This is a genomic window from Burkholderia pseudomultivorans, from assembly GCF_001718415.1.
GTDB classification, from domain to species: domain Bacteria; phylum Pseudomonadota; class Gammaproteobacteria; order Burkholderiales; family Burkholderiaceae; genus Burkholderia; species Burkholderia pseudomultivorans_A.
Genome location: NZ_CP013378.1, coordinates 3,520,224 through 3,537,366 on the forward strand (window position 1 = coordinate 3,520,224; position 17,143 = coordinate 3,537,366).

The following is a 17,143-nucleotide window of genomic DNA, read 5'->3' on the forward strand; positions in this document are numbered from 1 at the left end:
CGTCGTTCGGTTCGTTTTCGATCGCCTTTCGTTTCCCCCCGGCAGGGAGCCGTTCGCGCAATGGGCCGCGTCGGGCGCTGGCGCGCGCCGTTTCGGGCCGCGTCCGGTCGGAGGAACGTTGCGCGCCCTCCTCTCGCTACACAACGCCTGCCGCGCGCGCGAGCATCGCGACACCCGCCCCGATGGCAATGCCGCCGACGATCCGCGCGATCTGGCGACCCGCCGGCATCAACCGCTCGGCCGCGATCGCGACCGTCACCGCGACCATTGCGCGCAGGTCCATGATGCCGGCGGCCAGCGCGACGGCCATCAGGTTCCCGCAGCACGCGCCGCAATCCCGCGCGGTCCGGATCCCGAACCGCCACGCGGCGCCGGCGCCCGCGCGCGGCACGTCCCCGCCTGCCGCCGCATGCCGGCAGCAGGCCAGCCGGCGCGCCTTCCATCCGGAGAATTGCAGCGCGCCCGCGCCGAGCACCGTCGCGCCGGCCGCGAACGGCACCGCCCGCGCGAGCGCCGGCAGTCGCGCCGCGGCCGCCATCAGTGCGTCGCCGAGCGGAAATACCAGCATGCCGACCACCATCCACGCCGAGAAATAGCCGGACGCCATCGCCGCGACATACGCGCTCGCGCGCATGGCGCCCGGCACGCTCGCGCCGAGCCGGCGCCGGTAGCGCCACAGCGCCGGCGCGAGCACGGGCAGCATCATCGTCACAATCATCGCGCCCCACATTCCGCAGAACGCCGCGAACGCGTCGCCGGCCCGCGAGCCGCACGGACGCAGCCAGGCGGCCGACATCGTCCAGCCGCCGTGCATCGGCACGCCGGCCATCGCGTCCATCGATGCGTGCTGCACCAGCATCGCCGCGGCGGCGGCCGCGAACACCGCGGCGAGCACGGCACCGAATCCGCGCCGGTCGGCGCCCGCCTCGACGGCCACGGGTTTCATGGTCCGCTCCGCTCGTCTTGCCCGACCGCGCTCAGCCGCGCGCGTACTCGTCGTGCCGGCGCCACCAGACACCCGTCTCGTTGCGCCCGCGCGGCGCGCGGTCGAGCCACTGGTACATCCCCCACAAGCCGTCGAGGCCGCGCGCATAGGTCGAATACGTGTGATAGACGACGCCGTCCTCGCACACGAACGCGCTCATCCCCGGCCGGTCGAGCGAGTAGGTGGCCGCATCGGTGCCGCACGTCGCCGCGAACTGCGCGACGGCCGGCGGCGGCGGATCCATGTCCATCGCGTGGCCCGCGCGGGCGTAGTTGTATTCGACCTCGCCTGCGCGCTGCTGTGTTTCGGTGAACGACACATTGAAGTCGAAGTTGAAATCGCTGCCGACCGACGACGCCCACGGAAACCGCCAGCCCATCCGCTGCCGGTAGGCCAGCAGCTTCGCGAGCGGTGCGCGCGACACGGCCGTGAGCGTCACGTCGTGATTCGCCAGATGGACGGCAAAGCCGTCGAAGCCGTCGGCGAGCGCCGAGCAGGACGGGCACCCGGCCCGGTAGTCGGGGCCGAACATGAAGTGATAGACGAGCAGCTGCGAGCGACCGAGAAACAGGTCCGCCAGCGTCGCCGGCCCGTCGGCGGTGTCGAACCGGTAGGTCTTGTCGACCCGCACCCGGGGCAGCGCCTGGCGCCGCCGTGCGAGTTCGTCGCTCTGCCGCGTCAACGCCTTTTCGGCATCGAGCAGCGAAATCCGCGCAGCCAGCCATTCGTCGCGCGTTCCGGTCGGGTGAGTCGTCATCGTGGGTGCCTCCATTCGGTCTGTATCCGGGCACGGCGTACCGGGCCGTGTGCGTGGTGCTAGATTAGTGCCGGGCATCGAACCGGAGGGAGTGACAAGTGTGTCGGGATTCGAATGGATTCGCTGATCACTGCGGCCGCGCGCGCACTCGCGGTCGGTGACGCGCTCGGCGCGCTGAACCGCGTCGCGCTGCGCGACGATGCGCCCGCGCTGGCCTTGCGCGGCATCGCGATGGCGCAGCTCGGCGACTTCGAGCGCGCGCGCGTGCTGGTCCGCGGCGCGGCACGCGCGTTCGGCGCGAAGGAAGCGGTGGCCCACGCGCGCTGCGTGGTCGCGGAAGCCGAGATCGCGCTCGCGTCGCGCGATCTCGGCTGGCCGTGGCGTGCGCTCGATGCGGCGTGCGCGACGCTCGACGCGCACGGCGATCGCGCGAATGCCGCGCATGCGCGCTATCTGCATGTGCGTCGCCTGCTGCTGATCGGACACGTCGACCAAGCCGAACGGCTGCTCGCGACGCTCGACCCCGCGCCGCTACCCGCCGCATTGTGCGCCACGCACGAACTGATCGCGGCCGGCATCGCGATGCGCCGCATCCGCGCACACACCGCCCGCGCGGCACTCGCACGTGCACGCGAGGCCGCGCACGACGCGGGCATCGCCGCGCTGACGGCCGAAGTCGACGCCGCATGCCGGCTGCTGGCCGCCCCGGCGGCGCGGCTCATCGTGCGCGGCGCATCGCGGCTCGCATCGCTCGACGAAGTCGAGGCGCTGCTGGCATCGAGCGCGCTCGTCTTCGATGCGTGTCGTCATACGGTGCGCGACGCGCGCACGACCGTGTCGCTCGCGCGCCGCCCGGTGCTGTTCGAACTCGCGCGCCTGCTCGGCGAAGCGTGGCCCGCCGACGTGTCGCGCCACGCGCTGGTGGCCGCCGCGTTCCGCGCGAAACAGGCGGACGAGTCGCATCGCGCGCGGCTGCGTGTCGAGATCGGACGGCTGCGTGCGGTGCTGCGGCCGCTCGCGAACCTCAACGCGACACCGCGCGGCTTCGCACTCGAGCCGCTCGGCGTGCGCGAGACCGTCGTGCTCGCGCGCCCGGTCGACGACCGCCACCCGGCCGTGCTGGCGCTGCTCGCCGACGGCGAAGCGTGGTCGAGTTCGGCGCTGGCGCTCGCGCTCGGCGCGAGCCAGCGCACCGTGCAGCGCGCGCTCGACGCACTCGGGGAAGCCGGCAAGGTGCAGGCGATCGGCCGCGGCCGCGCGCGCCGCTGGATGATGCCGCCGCTGCCCGGATTCGCGACGACCTTGTTACTCCCCACGCTGGTGCCGGACGACTAGGATCCGTTTACGCGGGCAGCACCCGACGAAACCCCTATCGAACGACGAGGCGACGACGATGAAACGATCAAAGGCAGACATCATGCGCGAATACGGCCCGTTTCCGGGCGTCGACGGCGTACACGGCGTCACGTTCGACGGACGACACGTATGGTTCGCGTCCGGCGACAAGCTGAACGCGCTCGATCCGGAGCGCGGCACGACACTGCGGGCGCTCGATATCGCCGCGCACGCGGGCACCGCCTTCGACGGCCGCCATCTGTTCCAGATCGTCGAGGACCGGATCGAGAAAATCGATCCGGAATCGGGCCGCGTGCTCGCGACGATCCCCGCGCCCGGCGGCGGCGGCGATTCCGGGCTCGCCTGGGCCGAAGGCACCTTGTGGGTCGGCCAGTACCGCGAGCGCAAGATCCACCAGGTCGATCCGCAATCGGGCGCGGTGCTGCGCACGATCGAATCGAATCGCTTCGTCACCGGCGTGACATGGGTCGACGGCGAGTTGTGGCACGGCACCTGGGAAGCCGACCAGAGCGAATTGCGGCGCATCGATCCGCAGACCGGACAGGTACTGGAGCAACTCGACATGCCGGACGGCATCGGGGTGTCGGGGCTCGAATCGGACGGCGGCGAGCGTTTCTTCTGCGGCGGCGGCAACAGCGGCAAGCTGCGCGCCGTGCGCCGCCCCGCGCGCAACGCCTCGCACGACGACGGCAGCGCAACCGACGCCGATCACGCGCCCGGCCGCTGACTGACCGGCCCGCCCCGCGCTCCGAGTGCAGGAATGAACAAGACGCGACGGCACCGCCGCCGCTAAGATGCGCGCTCGTCAGTGATTCGTTCGGAGCAGTCGATGCAGCGCGGTGTGGTGTATGGTGTCCTGGCCGGTGCCCTGTGGGGCATGGTGTTTCTCGTTCCGCGGCTGCTGACCGACTTCTCGCCGCTGCTGCTGAGCATCGGCCGCTACGCGATGTACGGTCTCGTCTCGTGCGCGGCCGCGCTGCCGGCCGCGCGTTCGCTGCTCGCGCGACTGACCCGCGCCGACCTGGTCGCGCTCGTGCGGCTCGCGCTGATCGGCAACGTCGCGTACTACCTGCTGCTGGCCTGCGCGGTGCACCTGATCGGCATCGCGCCGACGTCGCTGATCGTCGGCGTGCTGCCCGTGACCGTCACGCTCGTCGGCCTCGGCGACCACGGCGCGATGCCGCTGCGACGCCTCGTCGGGCCGCTCGCGCTGGTCGTCGCCGGCATCGCGTGCATCAACGTCGACCTGTTCACGTCGTCGGCCTCGCACGCGACCACGCTCGGCCAGAAACTCGCCGGCATCGCGTGCGCCAGCGGCGCGCTGGCAAGCTGGACCTGGTATGCGGTCGCCAACGCGCGCTACCTGCAGCGCCATCATCGTTTCAGCGGCAACGAATGGTCGGTGCTGTGGGGCGTCGTGACGGGGCTGATCGGCGCGCTTTGCTGGGCCGTGATCCTCGCGCTGCCGGCCGGCACCGTGCAGGCCGCGGTTCCGGCCTCGCGCTGGCAACTGTTCTGGCTGCTGAACCTGGTGCTCGCGATCGGCGCGTCGTGGCTCGGCAACGGGCTGTGGAACGCCGCGTCGAAGCGCTTGCCGCTGACGCTGTCGGGCCAGCTGATCGTGTTCGAGACCGCGTTCGCGATGCTGTACGCGTTCATCTACGACCAGCGGATGCCGCGCCTGCTCGAGATCGCCGCGCTCGCGCTGCTGCTGGCGGGCGTCTACGCGTCGGTGCGCCGGCATGGCGATACCGGCGAGCCGCCGCGGCGTGCAGCGGCGAACGCGAACGTCACCGCGCACTGAGCGCGGCGACGTTTGATCGGACGAATGACGGAAACAACGGACCGCGCGTCAGCGCGCGTCCTTGTGCATCCACTTGCGGCCCTCGATGGAGCCGTCGCGGCGCGACTTGTCGACGCGCCGCTGGCGCGCGATTTTCGGATCGACGATCAGCGGGCGGTAGATCTCGACGCGGTCGTGATCGGCGAGCGGCGCATCGAGCGGCGCGAGCTTGCCGTACACGCCCGTCTTCGCGTGGGCGAGATCGATCTCCGGGTGCATCGCCAGCACGCCGCTCGCCTCGATCGCCGCGCGCACGGTCGCGCCTTCGGGCAAGGACACCGGAATCAGCGTCTGGCGATCCGGCAGCGCATAACAGACTTCGATCGACAACATCGCCTTACCCCTTGCCATAGCGCTGGTCCGCGCGCTTGACGAACGAATCGACGAACGTGTTCGCGATGTGGCTGAACACGGGGCCGATGATTTTCTCGAGCAGGATGCTCGAAAACTCGTAATGCAGCGCGAATTCGATCTTGCACGCGTCGGCGCGCAGCGCCGTGAAGCGCCACGAACCGGTGAACTTCTTGAACGGGCCGTCCGCGAATTCCATGTCGATGCGCGTCGGGCGCTGCTGCGTGTTGCGCGTCGCAAAATGCTGCTTGATGCCCTTGAAGTTGATGTCGATGCGCGCTTCCATCCCGCTGTCGTCCTGGCGACGAATCTCGACGCCGCCGCACCAGGGCAGGAAATTGGGGTAGTCGGCCACGTCGGTGACGAGGTCGAACATCTGTTCCGCCGAGTGACGGATCAATACGGTTTTCTGGACATCTGCCATAAATCGCGCGGCATCGCTGAAGGTGGGAAAGCAAGCCGGGCGATTCCCGCCCCGCTTTGCTAAAATCGTGATTTTAAACGAGTTGGCCCGATCCTTTCATGAGCATCATCGACAACAGGAAAGCGCACTTCGATTACCACATCGAGGAACGCTACGAAGCGGGGCTCGTGCTCGAGGGCTGGGAAGTCAAGGCGCTGCGCGCCGGGCGCGGCCAGATCAAGGAAGGCTACGTCGTGATCAAGCACGCGGAGATCTTCCTGATCGGCACGCACATCAGCCCGCTGCCCGAGGCCTCGACGCACATCAAGCCCGATCCCGTGCGCACGCGCAAGCTGCTGCTGCACCGCGACGAGATCAAGAAGCTGATCGGCAAGGTCGAGCAGCGCGGCTATACGCTCGTGCCGCTGAACTTCCACTACAAGGGCGGCCGCGTGAAGTGCGACATCGCGCTGGCAAAGGGCAAGAAGCTGCACGACAAGCGCGAAACCGAGAAGAAGCGCGACTGGGAACGCGAGAAGGCGCGCATCATGCGCGCAGGCGCCTGACGCCTCGCATCCCCCCGCGTCAAAATGACACGGCCCGCTCGACGCGGGCCGTTGTTCTTTCTGCGAAACGTGACGCGACGCGAAGGCCTCAGCCCTTCCCGCTCGACGCACCGCCCGCGCCCGGCGTCGCGCGCTTGACGATCGTCAACGCCGACGCGATCGCAGTCCCGAGATCCGACAGGTCCGACGGCACGATCAGCGTATTGCCCTGCTTCGCCAGATTCGAGAACGCGCCGACATACTGCTCGGCCACCTTCAGGTTCACCGCATCCATCCCGCCCTGCGACTGGATCGCGCTCGCGATCTTCTGGATCGCCTGCGCATTGGCCTCGGCCACCGCGAGAATCGCCGCGGCCTCGCCCTGCGCCTGGTTGATCGCGGCCTGCCGCTCGCCTTCGGACTTCTGGATCGCTGCCTCGCGCGCGCCCGACGCAAGATTGATCTGCTCCTGCTTGCGGCCTTCCGACGCGGCGATCAGCGCACGCTTCTCGCGCTCCGCGGTGATCTGCGCCTGCATCGCGTGCAGGATCTCCTTCGGCGGCGTCAGATCCTTGATCTCGTAGCGCAACACCTTCACGCCCCAGTTCGCCGCGGCCTGGTCGAGCGCCGACACGATGTTGTGGTTGATGAAGTCGCGCTCCTCGAAAGTCTTGTCGAGCTCGAGCTTGCCGACCACCGAACGCAGCGTCGTCTGCGCGAGCTGCGTGATCGCGAGCACGAAGTTGCTCGACCCGTACGACGCCTTCATCGGATCGGTGACCTGGAAGTACAGCACGCCGTCGACCTGCAGCTGCGTGTTGTCGCGCGTGATGCAGATCTGGCTCGGCACGTCGAGCGGGATCTCCTTCAGCACGTGCCGGTATGCGATGCGATCGACGAACGGCAGCACGATGTTCAGCCCCGGCGACAGCGTCGCGTGATAGCGCCCGAAGCGTTCGAGCACCCATGCATGCTGCTGCGGCACGATCTTCACCGTCTTCGAGACGATCACGATCGCGATGACGAGCAGGACAACCCAGATGATCAGCGAATCCATCAAGCATTCCCTCCTTGTTATTTCAGCGGACGATCAGCCCGCGGGTTTCGCCACGACCACCAGACAGTTGCCGCGCACGGCGCTGACCTGGTACACGCGCGCATCGTCGCGCTCGCCGCGCGCGAGCTCGACATCCCAGTCGGCGCCGCGATACTGCACGCGCGCGCGGCCGTCATGCCACGCATCGACCGTGACGGTCGCGCCGATATCGAGATTGACGTCGGGATTGGTCGACGTGTCGCGCTTCTGCCGGCGCCCGAGCCCCGAGCGGCGCAACACGATCATCGCGACGAGCGCCACTGCGGCGGCCGCGCCGAACTGCACGTGCGGCGCGAACCCCGCGAGCTGCAGCAGCCCGCCCGCGAGAAAGCCGAGCGCGATCATCAGCAGATAGAACGTGCCGGTCAGCAGCTCGGCCACCACCAGCACGCCCACCGCGACCCACCAGAACAGATGCCCCGACATCATGTGGTCTCCTGCAAACGAAAACACCCCGGTGCTACCGGGGTGTTTATATCACAAACCTTTCATTTTGCCTTCAACGAAAGTGCGGACGAACCGCCATTTCGTCGAACGCGCATGAGCGACCGTTACTTCCGGTTCGCCAGGTTCTGCCACGTCTCGATGATCGTGTCCGGGTTCAGCGAGATCGACACGATGCCTTCGTCGGTCAGCCATTGCGCGAAGTCCGGGTGATCGGACGGGCCCTGACCGCAGATGCCGACGTACTTGCCCATCTTGCGGCAGGTATCGATCGCGCGCTTCAGCAGGAACTTGACCGCCGGATCGCGCTCGTCGAAGTCGGCTGCCAGCAGTTCCATGCCCGAGTCGCGATCGAGGCCGAGCGTGAGCTGCGTGAGGTCGTTCGAACCGATCGAGAAGCCGTCGAAGAACTGCAGGAACTCTTCGGCGAGGATCGCGTTGGTCGGCACTTCGCACATCATCACGAGGCGCAGGCCGTTTTCGCCGCGCTTCAGGCCGAACTTCTCGAGCAGCCCGACGACGCGCTCCGCCTGCTTCACGGTCCGCACGAACGGCACCATGATCTCGACGTTGGTCAGGCCCATCTCGTCGCGCACGCGCTTGAGCGCACGGCACTCCATCTCGAACGCCTGCGCGAAGTCGTCGGCGATGTAGCGCGACGCGCCGCGGAAGCCGAGCATCGGGTTTTCTTCATCCGGCTCGTAGCGCGAACCGCCGATCAGCTTCTTGTACTCGTTCGACTTGAAGTCGGACAGACGCACGATCACGGGCTTCGGATAGAACGCCGCGGCGATCGTCGCGACGCCTTCGGTCAGCTTGTCGACGTAGAACGCACGCGGCGACGCATGACCGCGCGCGACGCTCTCGACCGCCTTCTTCAGATCCTGATCGATGTTCGGATACTCGAGGATCGCCTTCGGGTGCACGCCGATGTTGTTGTTGATGATGAACTCGAGACGCGCGAGGCCGACGCCGGCGTTCGGCAGCTGCGAGAAGTCGAACGCGAGCTGCGGGTTGCCGACGTTCATCATGATCTTCACCGGGATTTCCGGCAGTTCGCCGCGCTGCACTTCGGTGACTTCCGTCTCGAGCAGCCCGTCGTAGATCTTGCCTTCGTCGCCTTCCGCGCACGACACGGTGACGAGCGCGCCGTCCTTCAGCACGTCCGTCGCGTCGCCGCAGCCGACCACGGCCGGCACGCCGAGCTCGCGCGCGATGATCGCCGCGTGGCAGGTCCGGCCGCCGCGGTTCGTGACGATCGCCGACGCACGCTTCATCACCGGCTCCCAGTTCGGGTCGGTCATGTCGGCAACCAGCACGTCGCCCGGCTGCACGCGCTCCATTTCGGACGGATCCTGGATCACGCGCACGGGACCCGCGCCGATCTTCTGGCCGATCGCACGGCCCGTCGCCAGCACCTGCGACTGGCCCTTCAGCTTGAAGCGCTGCTCGGCCTTGCCGCTCGCCTGGCTCTTCACCGTTTCAGGACGCGCCTGCAGGATGAAGATCTTGCCGTCGCGGCCGTCCTTGCCCCACTCGATGTCCATCGGACGCTGGTAGTGCTTCTCGATGATGACCGCGTACTTCGCGAGCTCGATCACGTCTTCGTCGGTGATCGAGTAGCGGTTGCGCTGCTCGTGCGGCACGTCGACCGTCTTCACGCGGCCCGGCTCGCCCGGCTGCGTGAACTCCATCTTGATCAGCTTCGAGCCGATCGAGCGGCGGATGATCGGGTACTTGCCGTCGGCGAGCGTGGTCTTGAACACGTAGAACTCGTCCGGGTTCACGGCGCCCTGCACGACGGTTTCGCCGAGGCCGTAGCTCGACGTGACGAACACGGCGTCCTTGAAGCCCGATTCGGTGTCGATCGTGAACATCACGCCGGCCGCGCCGACGTCCGAGCGGACCATGCGCTGCACGCCGGCCGACAGCGCGACCTCGGCGTGCGTGAAGCCCTTGTGCACGCGATACGAGATCGCGCGGTCGTTGTACAGCGACGCGAACACGTGCTTCATGCGGTCGAGCACGTCCTCGATGCCGACGACGTTCAGATACGACTCCTGCTGGCCTGCGAACGAGGCGTCGGGCAGGTCTTCCGCGGTGGCGGACGAGCGCACGGCGAACGACAGCTCGCCCGGCGAGCCGTTCTGCAGGACTTCGAACTGCGCGCGGATTTCCTGCTCGAGACGCGGCTGCAGCGGCGCATCGACGATCCACTTGCGGATCTCGGCGCCGGCTTCGGCGAGCGCCTTCACGTCGTCGATGTCGAGCGACTCGAGACGCTTGGCGATGCGGTCGGTGAGGTCGTTATGCTTGAGGAAATCGCGGAAAGCGAGCGCGGTCGTGGCGAAACCGGTGGGTACGCGAACGCCTGCCTCGGAAAGCTGGCTGATCATTTCGCCGAGCGACGCATTCTTGCCGCCGACGATCTCCACATCGGTCATCCGCAACTGCTCGAACGGAATTACATACGCCTGGTCCTTTGCGACGTTTGCTGCGTTAGTCATACAAGCCCCTAAGTGTGAAAAAAATGCTCGATCGCGCAAGTGGGCTTGAACGCGGGCGCTTGCAAAAAGGCGCGGCGCGTCTTGCGCAACCTGTTAGATAAACAATCGCAGCGGCGGAATTGTTCCGACCCGATTTGCAAAAATCCCGGCAGAAGGGCGATATTTGCAGACGAATCGCCGAACTTGCCGGGAATCTTTGACCGATCGCGGCATGCTCCGGGCGCCGGTCGCGCCCTGCCCCCGCAATTGCTTATCCAACAGGTTGCCGCTATTCTACCGTGCCGGCTGCCGGATGTGGCGCGACCTTGTCACCGCGTCTGGAGGAGGCCCTCCAGCCACCCGTGCACCCGCCCTTCACGCTCGACCTCCAGATTCATGCTGCCTACCGTTTTCATCGTGTCCGACGGCACCGGGATCACTGCCGAAACCTTCGCGCATTCGATCCTCTCGCAGTTCGACCAGAAATTCCGCCTCGTACGCGTTCCGTTCGTCGATTCGCTCGACAAGGCGTATTCGACCGTCGAGAAGATCAACGAGGCCGCCGTGCACGACGGCCGCCGCTCGATCGTGTTCACGACGCTCGTCGACAGCGAGTCGAACGACATCGTCAAGCGCTCGAACGCGCTGGTGCTCGACATGTTCCAGCGCTTCGTCGAACCGCTCGAGCAGGAACTGCAGCTGAAGTCGAGCCATGCGATGGGCCGCGGCCACCAGAACGCGGACACCGAGGAATACAAGACGCGGATCGAGGCGATCAACTTCTCGCTCGCGCACGACGACGGCCAGTCGAACCGCAACCTGTCGGAAGCCGACGTGATCCTGGTCGGCGTGTCGCGCAGCGGCAAGACGCCGACCAGCCTGTATCTCGCGATGCAGTACGGCGTGAAGGCCGCCAACTATCCGCTGATTCCGGAAGACTTCGAGCGCGGCAAGCTGCCGTCGGCGCTGTCGCCGCATCGCGACAAGCTGTTCGGGCTGTCGATCGACCCGCAGCGCCTGTCGGAAATCCGCAACGAGCGCCGGCCCGGCAGCAAGTATGCGGCGCCCGAGAACTGCCGCTACGAGATCAACGAGGCCGAGGCGATGATGCGCCGCGAAGGGATCAAGTGGCTGTCGTCGACGCACAAGTCGATCGAGGAAATCGCAACGACGATCCTGCAGGAAATCCGCCTCGAACGGCAGTCGTACTGACCGTCTCGCGGCTCGATCGTCCCGCCGGAAGCAAAAAGGCCGCGTTCGACGCGGCCTCAGATTGCTGACGAACCCCACGTTTTTGGAAGCGTGGGGTTTTGTCTTTCTGGGATCAGGATTGCGAGCTCGCCGCGAGCGGGTAGTCGAAGCTGCAGCGCAAACCGCTCACCAGACGCAGCAGCATGCGCACGAAGCGCCAATCGGGACCCGCTGGCCCCTTTTTCCGCTTCCGCGCCACCAGCATCGCGATCTTCTTGATGTTCTGCGCCGCCGCGGCCAGCAAGCACTGCTCGGCCACCTTGCGTAGCCCACGCATACGCGCATAACGGTGCCCATGCAGTTGCTTGGCATCGGCGAAGCTACGCTCCACCGTCTCCTTGCGCCGCGCGTAAATGCGTTGGCCCCATTCGGTCAAGCGCCGCGCGTCCACCTTCTCCTTGGCGCGCTCCCACACGTGGCGCGTCACCACCTTCACCGCGTTCGCACTGTTCGTGCACTGCGCGCGTACCGGGCAACGCCGGCAGATCTGCGGGTTGGATTTGTATTCCCGGTAGCCGACTCGATTGGTCGTGCTGTAAGGCAGTGCCTGCCCCTGCGGGCACACGTATTCGTTGCGATACGCGTCGTACTTGAACTGCCGTTTGTAGAACATGCCCGGCTTGTGGTTCGGCGTGCGATAGCCCATCACCCCGGCAATCCCTCGCTCCTCCAGCCCCTGGCACACCGCCGGCGTGAAGTAGCCCGCATCCAGCCCCACCGCATCGACCTTGAACTCGAAGCGCTCGCGCTGCCGATCCAGCCGATCCAGATACGGCTGGCTGTCGTGCACCGAGGCCGGCGTCACATGCGTATCGGTGATGATCGCGTGCCGGGCATCCACCGTGCGGTGGTCCAGATAGAAGAACCCTTTGGGCTTGTCGTCCCGAACCATGTAGCCGCTGTCCGGATCGGTTCGGCTGATCTTGGTGTCCTTGCTCGGCGGCGGCTCGTCGTCGTCGCGATCCAGCGGCTTCTTGCCATGCGCGGCCCGGTCCGCATCCACCGCCGCATTCAGCGCCTCCGTGTACGCCGCAGGCGTCTGCTCCAGCTTCACGACATCAAACTTGCCTTTGTTCGCATTCGCCTTCAGGTGCGTGCTGTCGGTGTACAGCACCCGACCATCGACCAACCCGCGCTTCATTGCCTGCCGCACGATCTCGTCGAAGATCTCCTGATACACCACCGTGTCCGGGAAGCGGCGGCGGCGATTCTGCGAGAACGTCGACGCATCCGGCACCTTGTCGGTCAGCCGGAACCGCGCGAACCACCGATAGGCGACGTTGACCTGGACCTCACGCATCAGTTGCCGCTCGCTGCCCACCCCAAACAGGTAGCCGATGAACAGCAGCTTGAACATCACCACGGGATCGAGCGCTGGCCGCCCGTTATCCGCGCAATACAGATGCGCCACCTTCGCGCGGATGAACTCGAAATCCACCGCCGCGTCGATCTGGCGCAGCAGGTGGTCCTTCGGCACGAGTTCCTCGAGCGTCACCATCTCGAGTTCGTGCTGCGTGGGCATGGGCGTCTTCAGCATCACGCCATTAAAAAACAAAACCCCCGCACTTGGCGAGGGTTTGTCAGCAATCTGAGCCGCTCTTCGGAGCGGCCTTTTTTCGTTCTCGCCCTCGATGCGCGCGGCGATGTGTGCGTGAGCTCAAGCGCCCCGCTGCTGCCTGACCTGCTCGAACAGGCACACGGCCGCGGCCGCGGCGACGTTCAGCGACTCCATGCCGCCCGGCTGCGGAATCGTCACGCGATGCGCAGCCGCGTCGCGCCAGAACGCCGACACGCCCGCGCCCTCGTTGCCGAACACCCATGCCAGGGGGCCCGACAGGTCGCAGTCGTAGATCGCCTGCGCGCCGTGCGAATCGGTCAGCGCGACGGGCACGTCGAGCCGCGCCGCCAGCGCGTCGGGCGCGACGTCCTCGTGGATCGACAGCAGGAAATGCGCGCCCATTCCGGAGCGCAGCACCTTCGACGACCACGCGTAGGCGGTGCCCGGCGCGCAGAACACGTGCCGCACGCCGGCGGCCGCCGCGCTGCGCAGGATCGAGCCGACGTTGCCGGCGTCCTGCACGCCGTCGAGCACGACCGACGACTGCGTGACGCGCTCGGGCAGCGGCTGCGCAGGACGATCGACGAGCAGCAGGAAGCCGACGCCGCTGACGACGTTCGACAGTTGTCCGAACAGCGCGTCCGGCAGCGTGACGACGCGCTGCGCGTCGATGCGCGCGACGATCGCCTGTGCCTCGGCGTGCGCCAGCGCGCCTTCGGTCGCGACGCACAGCTCGGGTGTCGCGCCCGTATCGAGATAGGCGCTCGCGAGGTGGAATCCTTCGAGCAGCGCCTGCCCGCTGCGGCGCTGATGCGGCGTCGAACCCGCGAGCGCCTTCAGGCGCTTGTACAGCGGGTTGTCCCTTGACGTAATGGCTTTCATCGAATCAGGTCGAGCGCTTCGCGCACGGGTGCGAACGAGCGCCGATGCGCTTCGCACGGGCCGTGCTCGCGCAGCGCCGCAAGGTGTTTCGGGGTGCCGTAGCCCGCGTGCACGTTGAAACCGTACACCGGAAAACGCTCGTGCAGATCGACCAGCATGCGGTCGCGCGTGACTTTCGCGAGGATCGACGCGGCCGAGATGCTTGGCACCAGCGCATCACCGCTGACGATCGCCTCCGCGCGGACCGACAGCGTCGGGCAGCGGTTGCCGTCGATCTGCGCGAGCGTCGGCAGCACCGCCAGCCCTTCGACGGCCCGCTTCATCGCGAGCATCGTCGCGTGCAGGATGTTCAGCGTATCGATCTCGTCGACGCTCGCCGACGCGACGCAGTACGACACCGAGCGCGCGATGATCAGCTCGTACAGCGCGTCGCGCTTCTTCGCGGACAGCGCCTTCGAATCGTCGAGGCCGTCGATCGGCTGCGCGGGATCGAGGATCACCGCGGCGGCCACCACTGGCCCCGCGAGCGGGCCGCGCCCGGCTTCGTCGACGCCGCAGACGATCTCGTCGGGCCGGCTGAAGTCGAAGCCGCCCTGCGCGTCGTCCGACGCGCGGCGCCGCGATGTGCCGACTGCGGTCATGCGCGCCCCTTGCGTTGTTCGAGCACGCGCGCGACCGCTTCGGCCGCCTTCGCGGCCGTGTTCTGCCGCAGCGAAAGGTGCATTTCGGTAAAGACTTCGGTCAGCGTGCGACGATTCGCATCGTCGCGCAGTTGCGTGAGCGTCGCATCGGCGAGCGCCTCGGGCGTCGCGAAATGCTGCAGCAGCTCGGGCACCACGAAGCGCCCCGCGAGGATGTTCGGCAGCCCGACGTACGGCAGATAGCCCTGCCGGCGCATGATCTGTCCGGTCAGCCAGGGCACCTTGTACGAGATCACCATCGGCTTTTTCAGCAGCGCGGCTTCCAGCGTCACCGTGCCGCTCTTCACGAGGATCGCGTCGGCGGCCGTCATCGCGACCTGCGAGCGGCCGTCGGTGATCGTCAGCGCGAGCTGCGGATGCGCGTCGACGAGCGGCTGCAGCAGTTCGCGCAATGCGGGCGTCGCGGCCGGCATCACGAAGCGCAGGCCCGGCTCGCGCTGCTGCATCAGCGCCATCGCCGCGAAGAAGGTCGGGCCGATCAGCGCGATCTCCGAGCGCCGGCTGCCCGGCAGCACCGCGATCACGGGGCCGTCGGCCGGCAGCCCGAGCGCGATGCGCGCGCCGTGCGTGTCGGGTTCGAGCGGGATGTCGTCGGCGAGCGGATGGCCGACGTAGGTCGACGCGACGCCGGCCTTGTCGAGAATCGCCGGCTCGAACGGGAACAGGCACAGCATGTGATCGACGGACTTCGCGATCTTCTTGATCCGCCCGCCGCGCCACGCCCAGATCGACGGACACACGAAGTGGATCGACGGAATGCCCGCGTCGCGCGCAGCCTGCTCGACGTTGAAGTTGAAATCGGGCGCGTCGACGCCGATGAACGCGTCCGGCCGCTCCGCGAGCAGCTGGCGCTTCAGCTCGCCGCGAATCCGCAGGATCTCGGGGATCTGGCCCAGCGCCTCGACGTAGCCGCGCACCGTCAGCTTGTCCATCTGCCAGTGCGAGTCGAAGCCCTGCGCGATCATCCGCGGCCCGCCGATCCCGTAATACTGCGTGGATGCCGGCAGCCGCTCGCGCAGCCCGCCGAGCAGCGATGCCGCGAGCAGATCGCCCGACGGCTCGCCCGCCACCATCGCGAGCCGGAGCTGAGTGGTCGGAAGCGTCATCGCTTAGCGAATGATGCCGCGCTGGGATGCTTCGATGAACGCGACGAGCGCCTTGACGGGCGCATCGCCGTCGCCGCCGGCTTCCGCCAGCTCGCGCAGCTGCGTCTTCGCCTCCTCGAGCGACAGGCCGTTCTTGTACAGCAGCCGGTAGGCGCTGCGCAGCGCCGAGATCGCATCCGGCGAGAAGCCGCGACGGCGCAGCCCCTCGATGTTGATTCCGTGCGGCTCCGCCTTGTTGCCGGCCGCGATCACGAACGGCGGCACGTCCTGCACGAGCGCCGACGCGCCGCCGAGCATCGCATGCGCGCCGATGCGCACGAACTGGTGCACGCCCGACATCCCGCCGATGATCGCCCAGTCGCCGATTTCGACGTGACCGGCCATCTGCGCGTTGCTCGACAGGATCACGTGGTTGCCGACGCGGCAGTCATGGCCGATATGCACGTAGGCCATGATCCAGTTGTCGTCGCCGAGCGTCGTCACGCCGCTGTCCTGCACGGTGCCCGTGTGGATCGTCGTGAACTCGCGGATCGTGTTGCGGTTGCCGATCACGAGCCGGGTCGGCTCGTCGTTGTACTTCATGTCCTGCGGACGACCGCCGACCGATGCGTAATGGCCGATGCGGTTGTCTTCGCCGAGCGTCGTATGCCCTTCGATCACGCTGTGCGAACCGATCGTCGTGCGCGCGCCGATCGTGACGTGCGGACCGACGATCGCGTACGGGCCGATCTCGACCGATTCGTCGATCTGCGCGCCCGGTTCGACGATCGCGGTGGGATGAATCCTGGTCATGCGCCGTTGCCTCTCGATGTGATGGGTTGCGTTGCCGATGCGTGTCGCGTCGCTCAGGGCGCCGCGTCGGCCGTCTTGACCGTGCACATCAGTTCGGCTTCCGCCGCCACCTTGCCGTCCACTTCCGCCACCGCCTTGAACTTCCAGATGCCGCGGATGTAGCGTTCGAACGTCACGTTCAGAATCAGTTGATCGCCCGGTTCGACCACGCGCTTGAAGCGCGCGCCGTCGATCCCGACGAAGTAGTACAGCGTGTTTTCCGGGTCCTTCGGCTGCTCTTCCGAGAAGGTCAGCAGCGCGGCCGCCTGGGCGAGCGCCTCGAGAATCAGCACGCCCGGCATCACCGGCCGCTTCGGGAAATGCCCCTGGAAGAACGGCTCGTTGATCGACACATTCTTCAGCGCTTTGATGCCTTTGTGCGGCTCGAGTTCGAGCACGCGATCGACGAGCAGAATCGGATAGCGATGCGGCAGCAGCGTGAGGATCTTGTGAATGTCGAGGTTGATTTTTTCAGTGCTCATGATGGTTCGTCTCACGCAGAGGCTGCGCGGTGGTGAAGCAAAGGCTGGAGCGGGCCGTCGTGCGGC

At 67.2% G+C, this 17,143-nt stretch carries 18 protein-coding genes; 5 read left to right on the forward strand and 13 right to left on the reverse strand.

The genetic code is table 11. The features are described from left to right. Positions 1–136: 136 nt before the first annotated feature. Entirely contained in the window at positions 137–946 is an 810-nt protein-coding gene (locus WS57_RS28575; protein WP_059512828.1) for a DUF2182 domain-containing protein, read from the reverse strand. Positions 947–977: 31 nt separating this feature from the next. Continuing rightward, positions 978–1,742 (reverse strand): DUF899 domain-containing protein, encoded by a 765-nt coding sequence (locus WS57_RS28580; protein WP_059512830.1) that lies wholly within the window; start codon positions 1,740–1,742, stop codon positions 978–980. A gap of 114 nt (positions 1,743–1,856) precedes the next feature. Between WS57_RS28580 and WS57_RS28585 the strand changes: the two genes are divergently transcribed. From WS57_RS28585 to WS57_RS28595, 3 genes are all read left to right on the forward strand, one after another. Beyond that, a complete protein-coding gene (locus WS57_RS28585; protein WP_059512832.1) occupies positions 1,857–3,077 on the forward strand; it encodes a hypothetical protein in 1,221 nt (406 codons plus the stop codon). 58 nt (positions 3,078–3,135) lie between these two features. After that, positions 3,136–3,825, forward strand: coding sequence for a glutaminyl-peptide cyclotransferase (locus tag WS57_RS28590; RefSeq protein WP_059512834.1), 690 nt, complete (start codon positions 3,136–3,138; stop codon positions 3,823–3,825). A gap of 102 nt (positions 3,826–3,927) precedes the next feature. After that, entirely contained in the window at positions 3,928–4,902 is a 975-nt protein-coding gene (locus tag WS57_RS28595) for a DMT family transporter (RefSeq protein ID WP_059512836.1), read from the forward strand. Positions 4,903–4,950: 48 nt separating this feature from the next. Here the strand turns inward: WS57_RS28595 and WS57_RS28600 are convergent, their stop codons facing one another. Continuing rightward, on the reverse strand, positions 4,951–5,274 hold the full coding sequence (locus WS57_RS28600) for an RnfH family protein (RefSeq protein WP_009688255.1): 324 nt from the start codon (positions 5,272–5,274) through the stop codon (positions 4,951–4,953). A gap of 4 nt (positions 5,275–5,278) precedes the next feature. Then, positions 5,279–5,716, reverse strand: coding sequence for a type II toxin-antitoxin system RatA family toxin (locus tag WS57_RS28605; protein WP_009688256.1), 438 nt, complete (start codon positions 5,714–5,716; stop codon positions 5,279–5,281). Between the two features lie 98 nt (positions 5,717–5,814). On the opposite strand from WS57_RS28605, the gene smpB reads away from it, so the two are divergent. After that, positions 5,815–6,261, forward strand: a complete 447-nt coding sequence (smpB, locus tag WS57_RS28610; RefSeq protein ID WP_009688257.1) for an SsrA-binding protein SmpB — start codon at positions 5,815–5,817, stop codon at positions 6,259–6,261. A gap of 88 nt (positions 6,262–6,349) precedes the next feature. On the opposite strand, the gene WS57_RS28615 is transcribed toward smpB, so the two are convergent. The 3 genes from WS57_RS28615 to ppsA form a co-directional block, all read right to left on the reverse strand. Then, a complete protein-coding gene (locus WS57_RS28615) occupies positions 6,350–7,297 on the reverse strand; it encodes an SPFH domain-containing protein (RefSeq protein WP_069245181.1) in 948 nt (315 codons plus the stop codon). A 33-nt stretch (positions 7,298–7,330) separates the two neighbouring features. Continuing rightward, positions 7,331–7,765, reverse strand: a complete 435-nt coding sequence (locus tag WS57_RS28620; protein ID WP_009688259.1) for an NfeD family protein — start codon at positions 7,763–7,765, stop codon at positions 7,331–7,333. A 122-nt stretch (positions 7,766–7,887) separates the two neighbouring features. Further along, positions 7,888–10,287: a phosphoenolpyruvate synthase gene (gene ppsA, locus WS57_RS28625; RefSeq protein WP_009694999.1), complete on the reverse strand. Its 2,400-nt coding sequence runs from the start codon at positions 10,285–10,287 to the stop codon at positions 7,888–7,890. Positions 10,288–10,662: 375 nt separating this feature from the next. Between ppsA and ppsR the strand changes: the two genes are divergently transcribed. After that, positions 10,663–11,478 (forward strand): pyruvate, water dikinase regulatory protein, encoded by an 816-nt coding sequence (gene ppsR, locus WS57_RS28630; RefSeq protein WP_040127701.1) that lies wholly within the window; start codon positions 10,663–10,665, stop codon positions 11,476–11,478. A 112-nt stretch (positions 11,479–11,590) separates the two neighbouring features. On the opposite strand, the gene WS57_RS28635 is transcribed toward ppsR, so the two are convergent. The 6 genes from WS57_RS28635 to fabZ all read right to left on the reverse strand — a co-directional run bounded on the left by WS57_RS28635 (position 11,591) and on the right by fabZ (position 17,077). Continuing rightward, positions 11,591–13,054 (reverse strand): IS1182 family transposase, encoded by a 1,464-nt coding sequence (locus WS57_RS28635; RefSeq protein ID WP_155741224.1) that lies wholly within the window; start codon positions 13,052–13,054, stop codon positions 11,591–11,593. 120 nt (positions 13,055–13,174) lie between these two features. Then, a complete protein-coding gene (locus WS57_RS28640; RefSeq protein WP_059512842.1) occupies positions 13,175–13,957 on the reverse strand; it encodes a TrmH family RNA methyltransferase in 783 nt (260 codons plus the stop codon). Continuing rightward, entirely contained in the window at positions 13,954–14,598 is a 645-nt protein-coding gene (gene rnhB / locus WS57_RS28645) for a ribonuclease HII (protein WP_059481210.1), read from the reverse strand. Before rnhB ends, WS57_RS28640 begins: the two co-directional genes overlap by 4 nt. After that, positions 14,595–15,764, reverse strand: coding sequence for a lipid-A-disaccharide synthase (gene lpxB, locus WS57_RS28650; RefSeq protein WP_059512844.1), 1,170 nt, complete (start codon positions 15,762–15,764; stop codon positions 14,595–14,597). The genes rnhB and lpxB overlap by 4 nt, the downstream gene beginning before the upstream one ends. A gap of 3 nt (positions 15,765–15,767) precedes the next feature. Further along, a complete protein-coding gene (lpxA, locus tag WS57_RS28655; protein ID WP_009694992.1) occupies positions 15,768–16,556 on the reverse strand; it encodes an acyl-ACP--UDP-N-acetylglucosamine O-acyltransferase in 789 nt (262 codons plus the stop codon). Between the two features lie 53 nt (positions 16,557–16,609). Next, complete coding sequence (gene fabZ / locus WS57_RS28660) at positions 16,610–17,077, reverse strand: 3-hydroxyacyl-ACP dehydratase FabZ (protein ID WP_006402657.1); 468 nt, start codon at positions 17,075–17,077, stop codon at positions 16,610–16,612. Positions 17,078–17,143 lie beyond the last annotated feature (66 nt).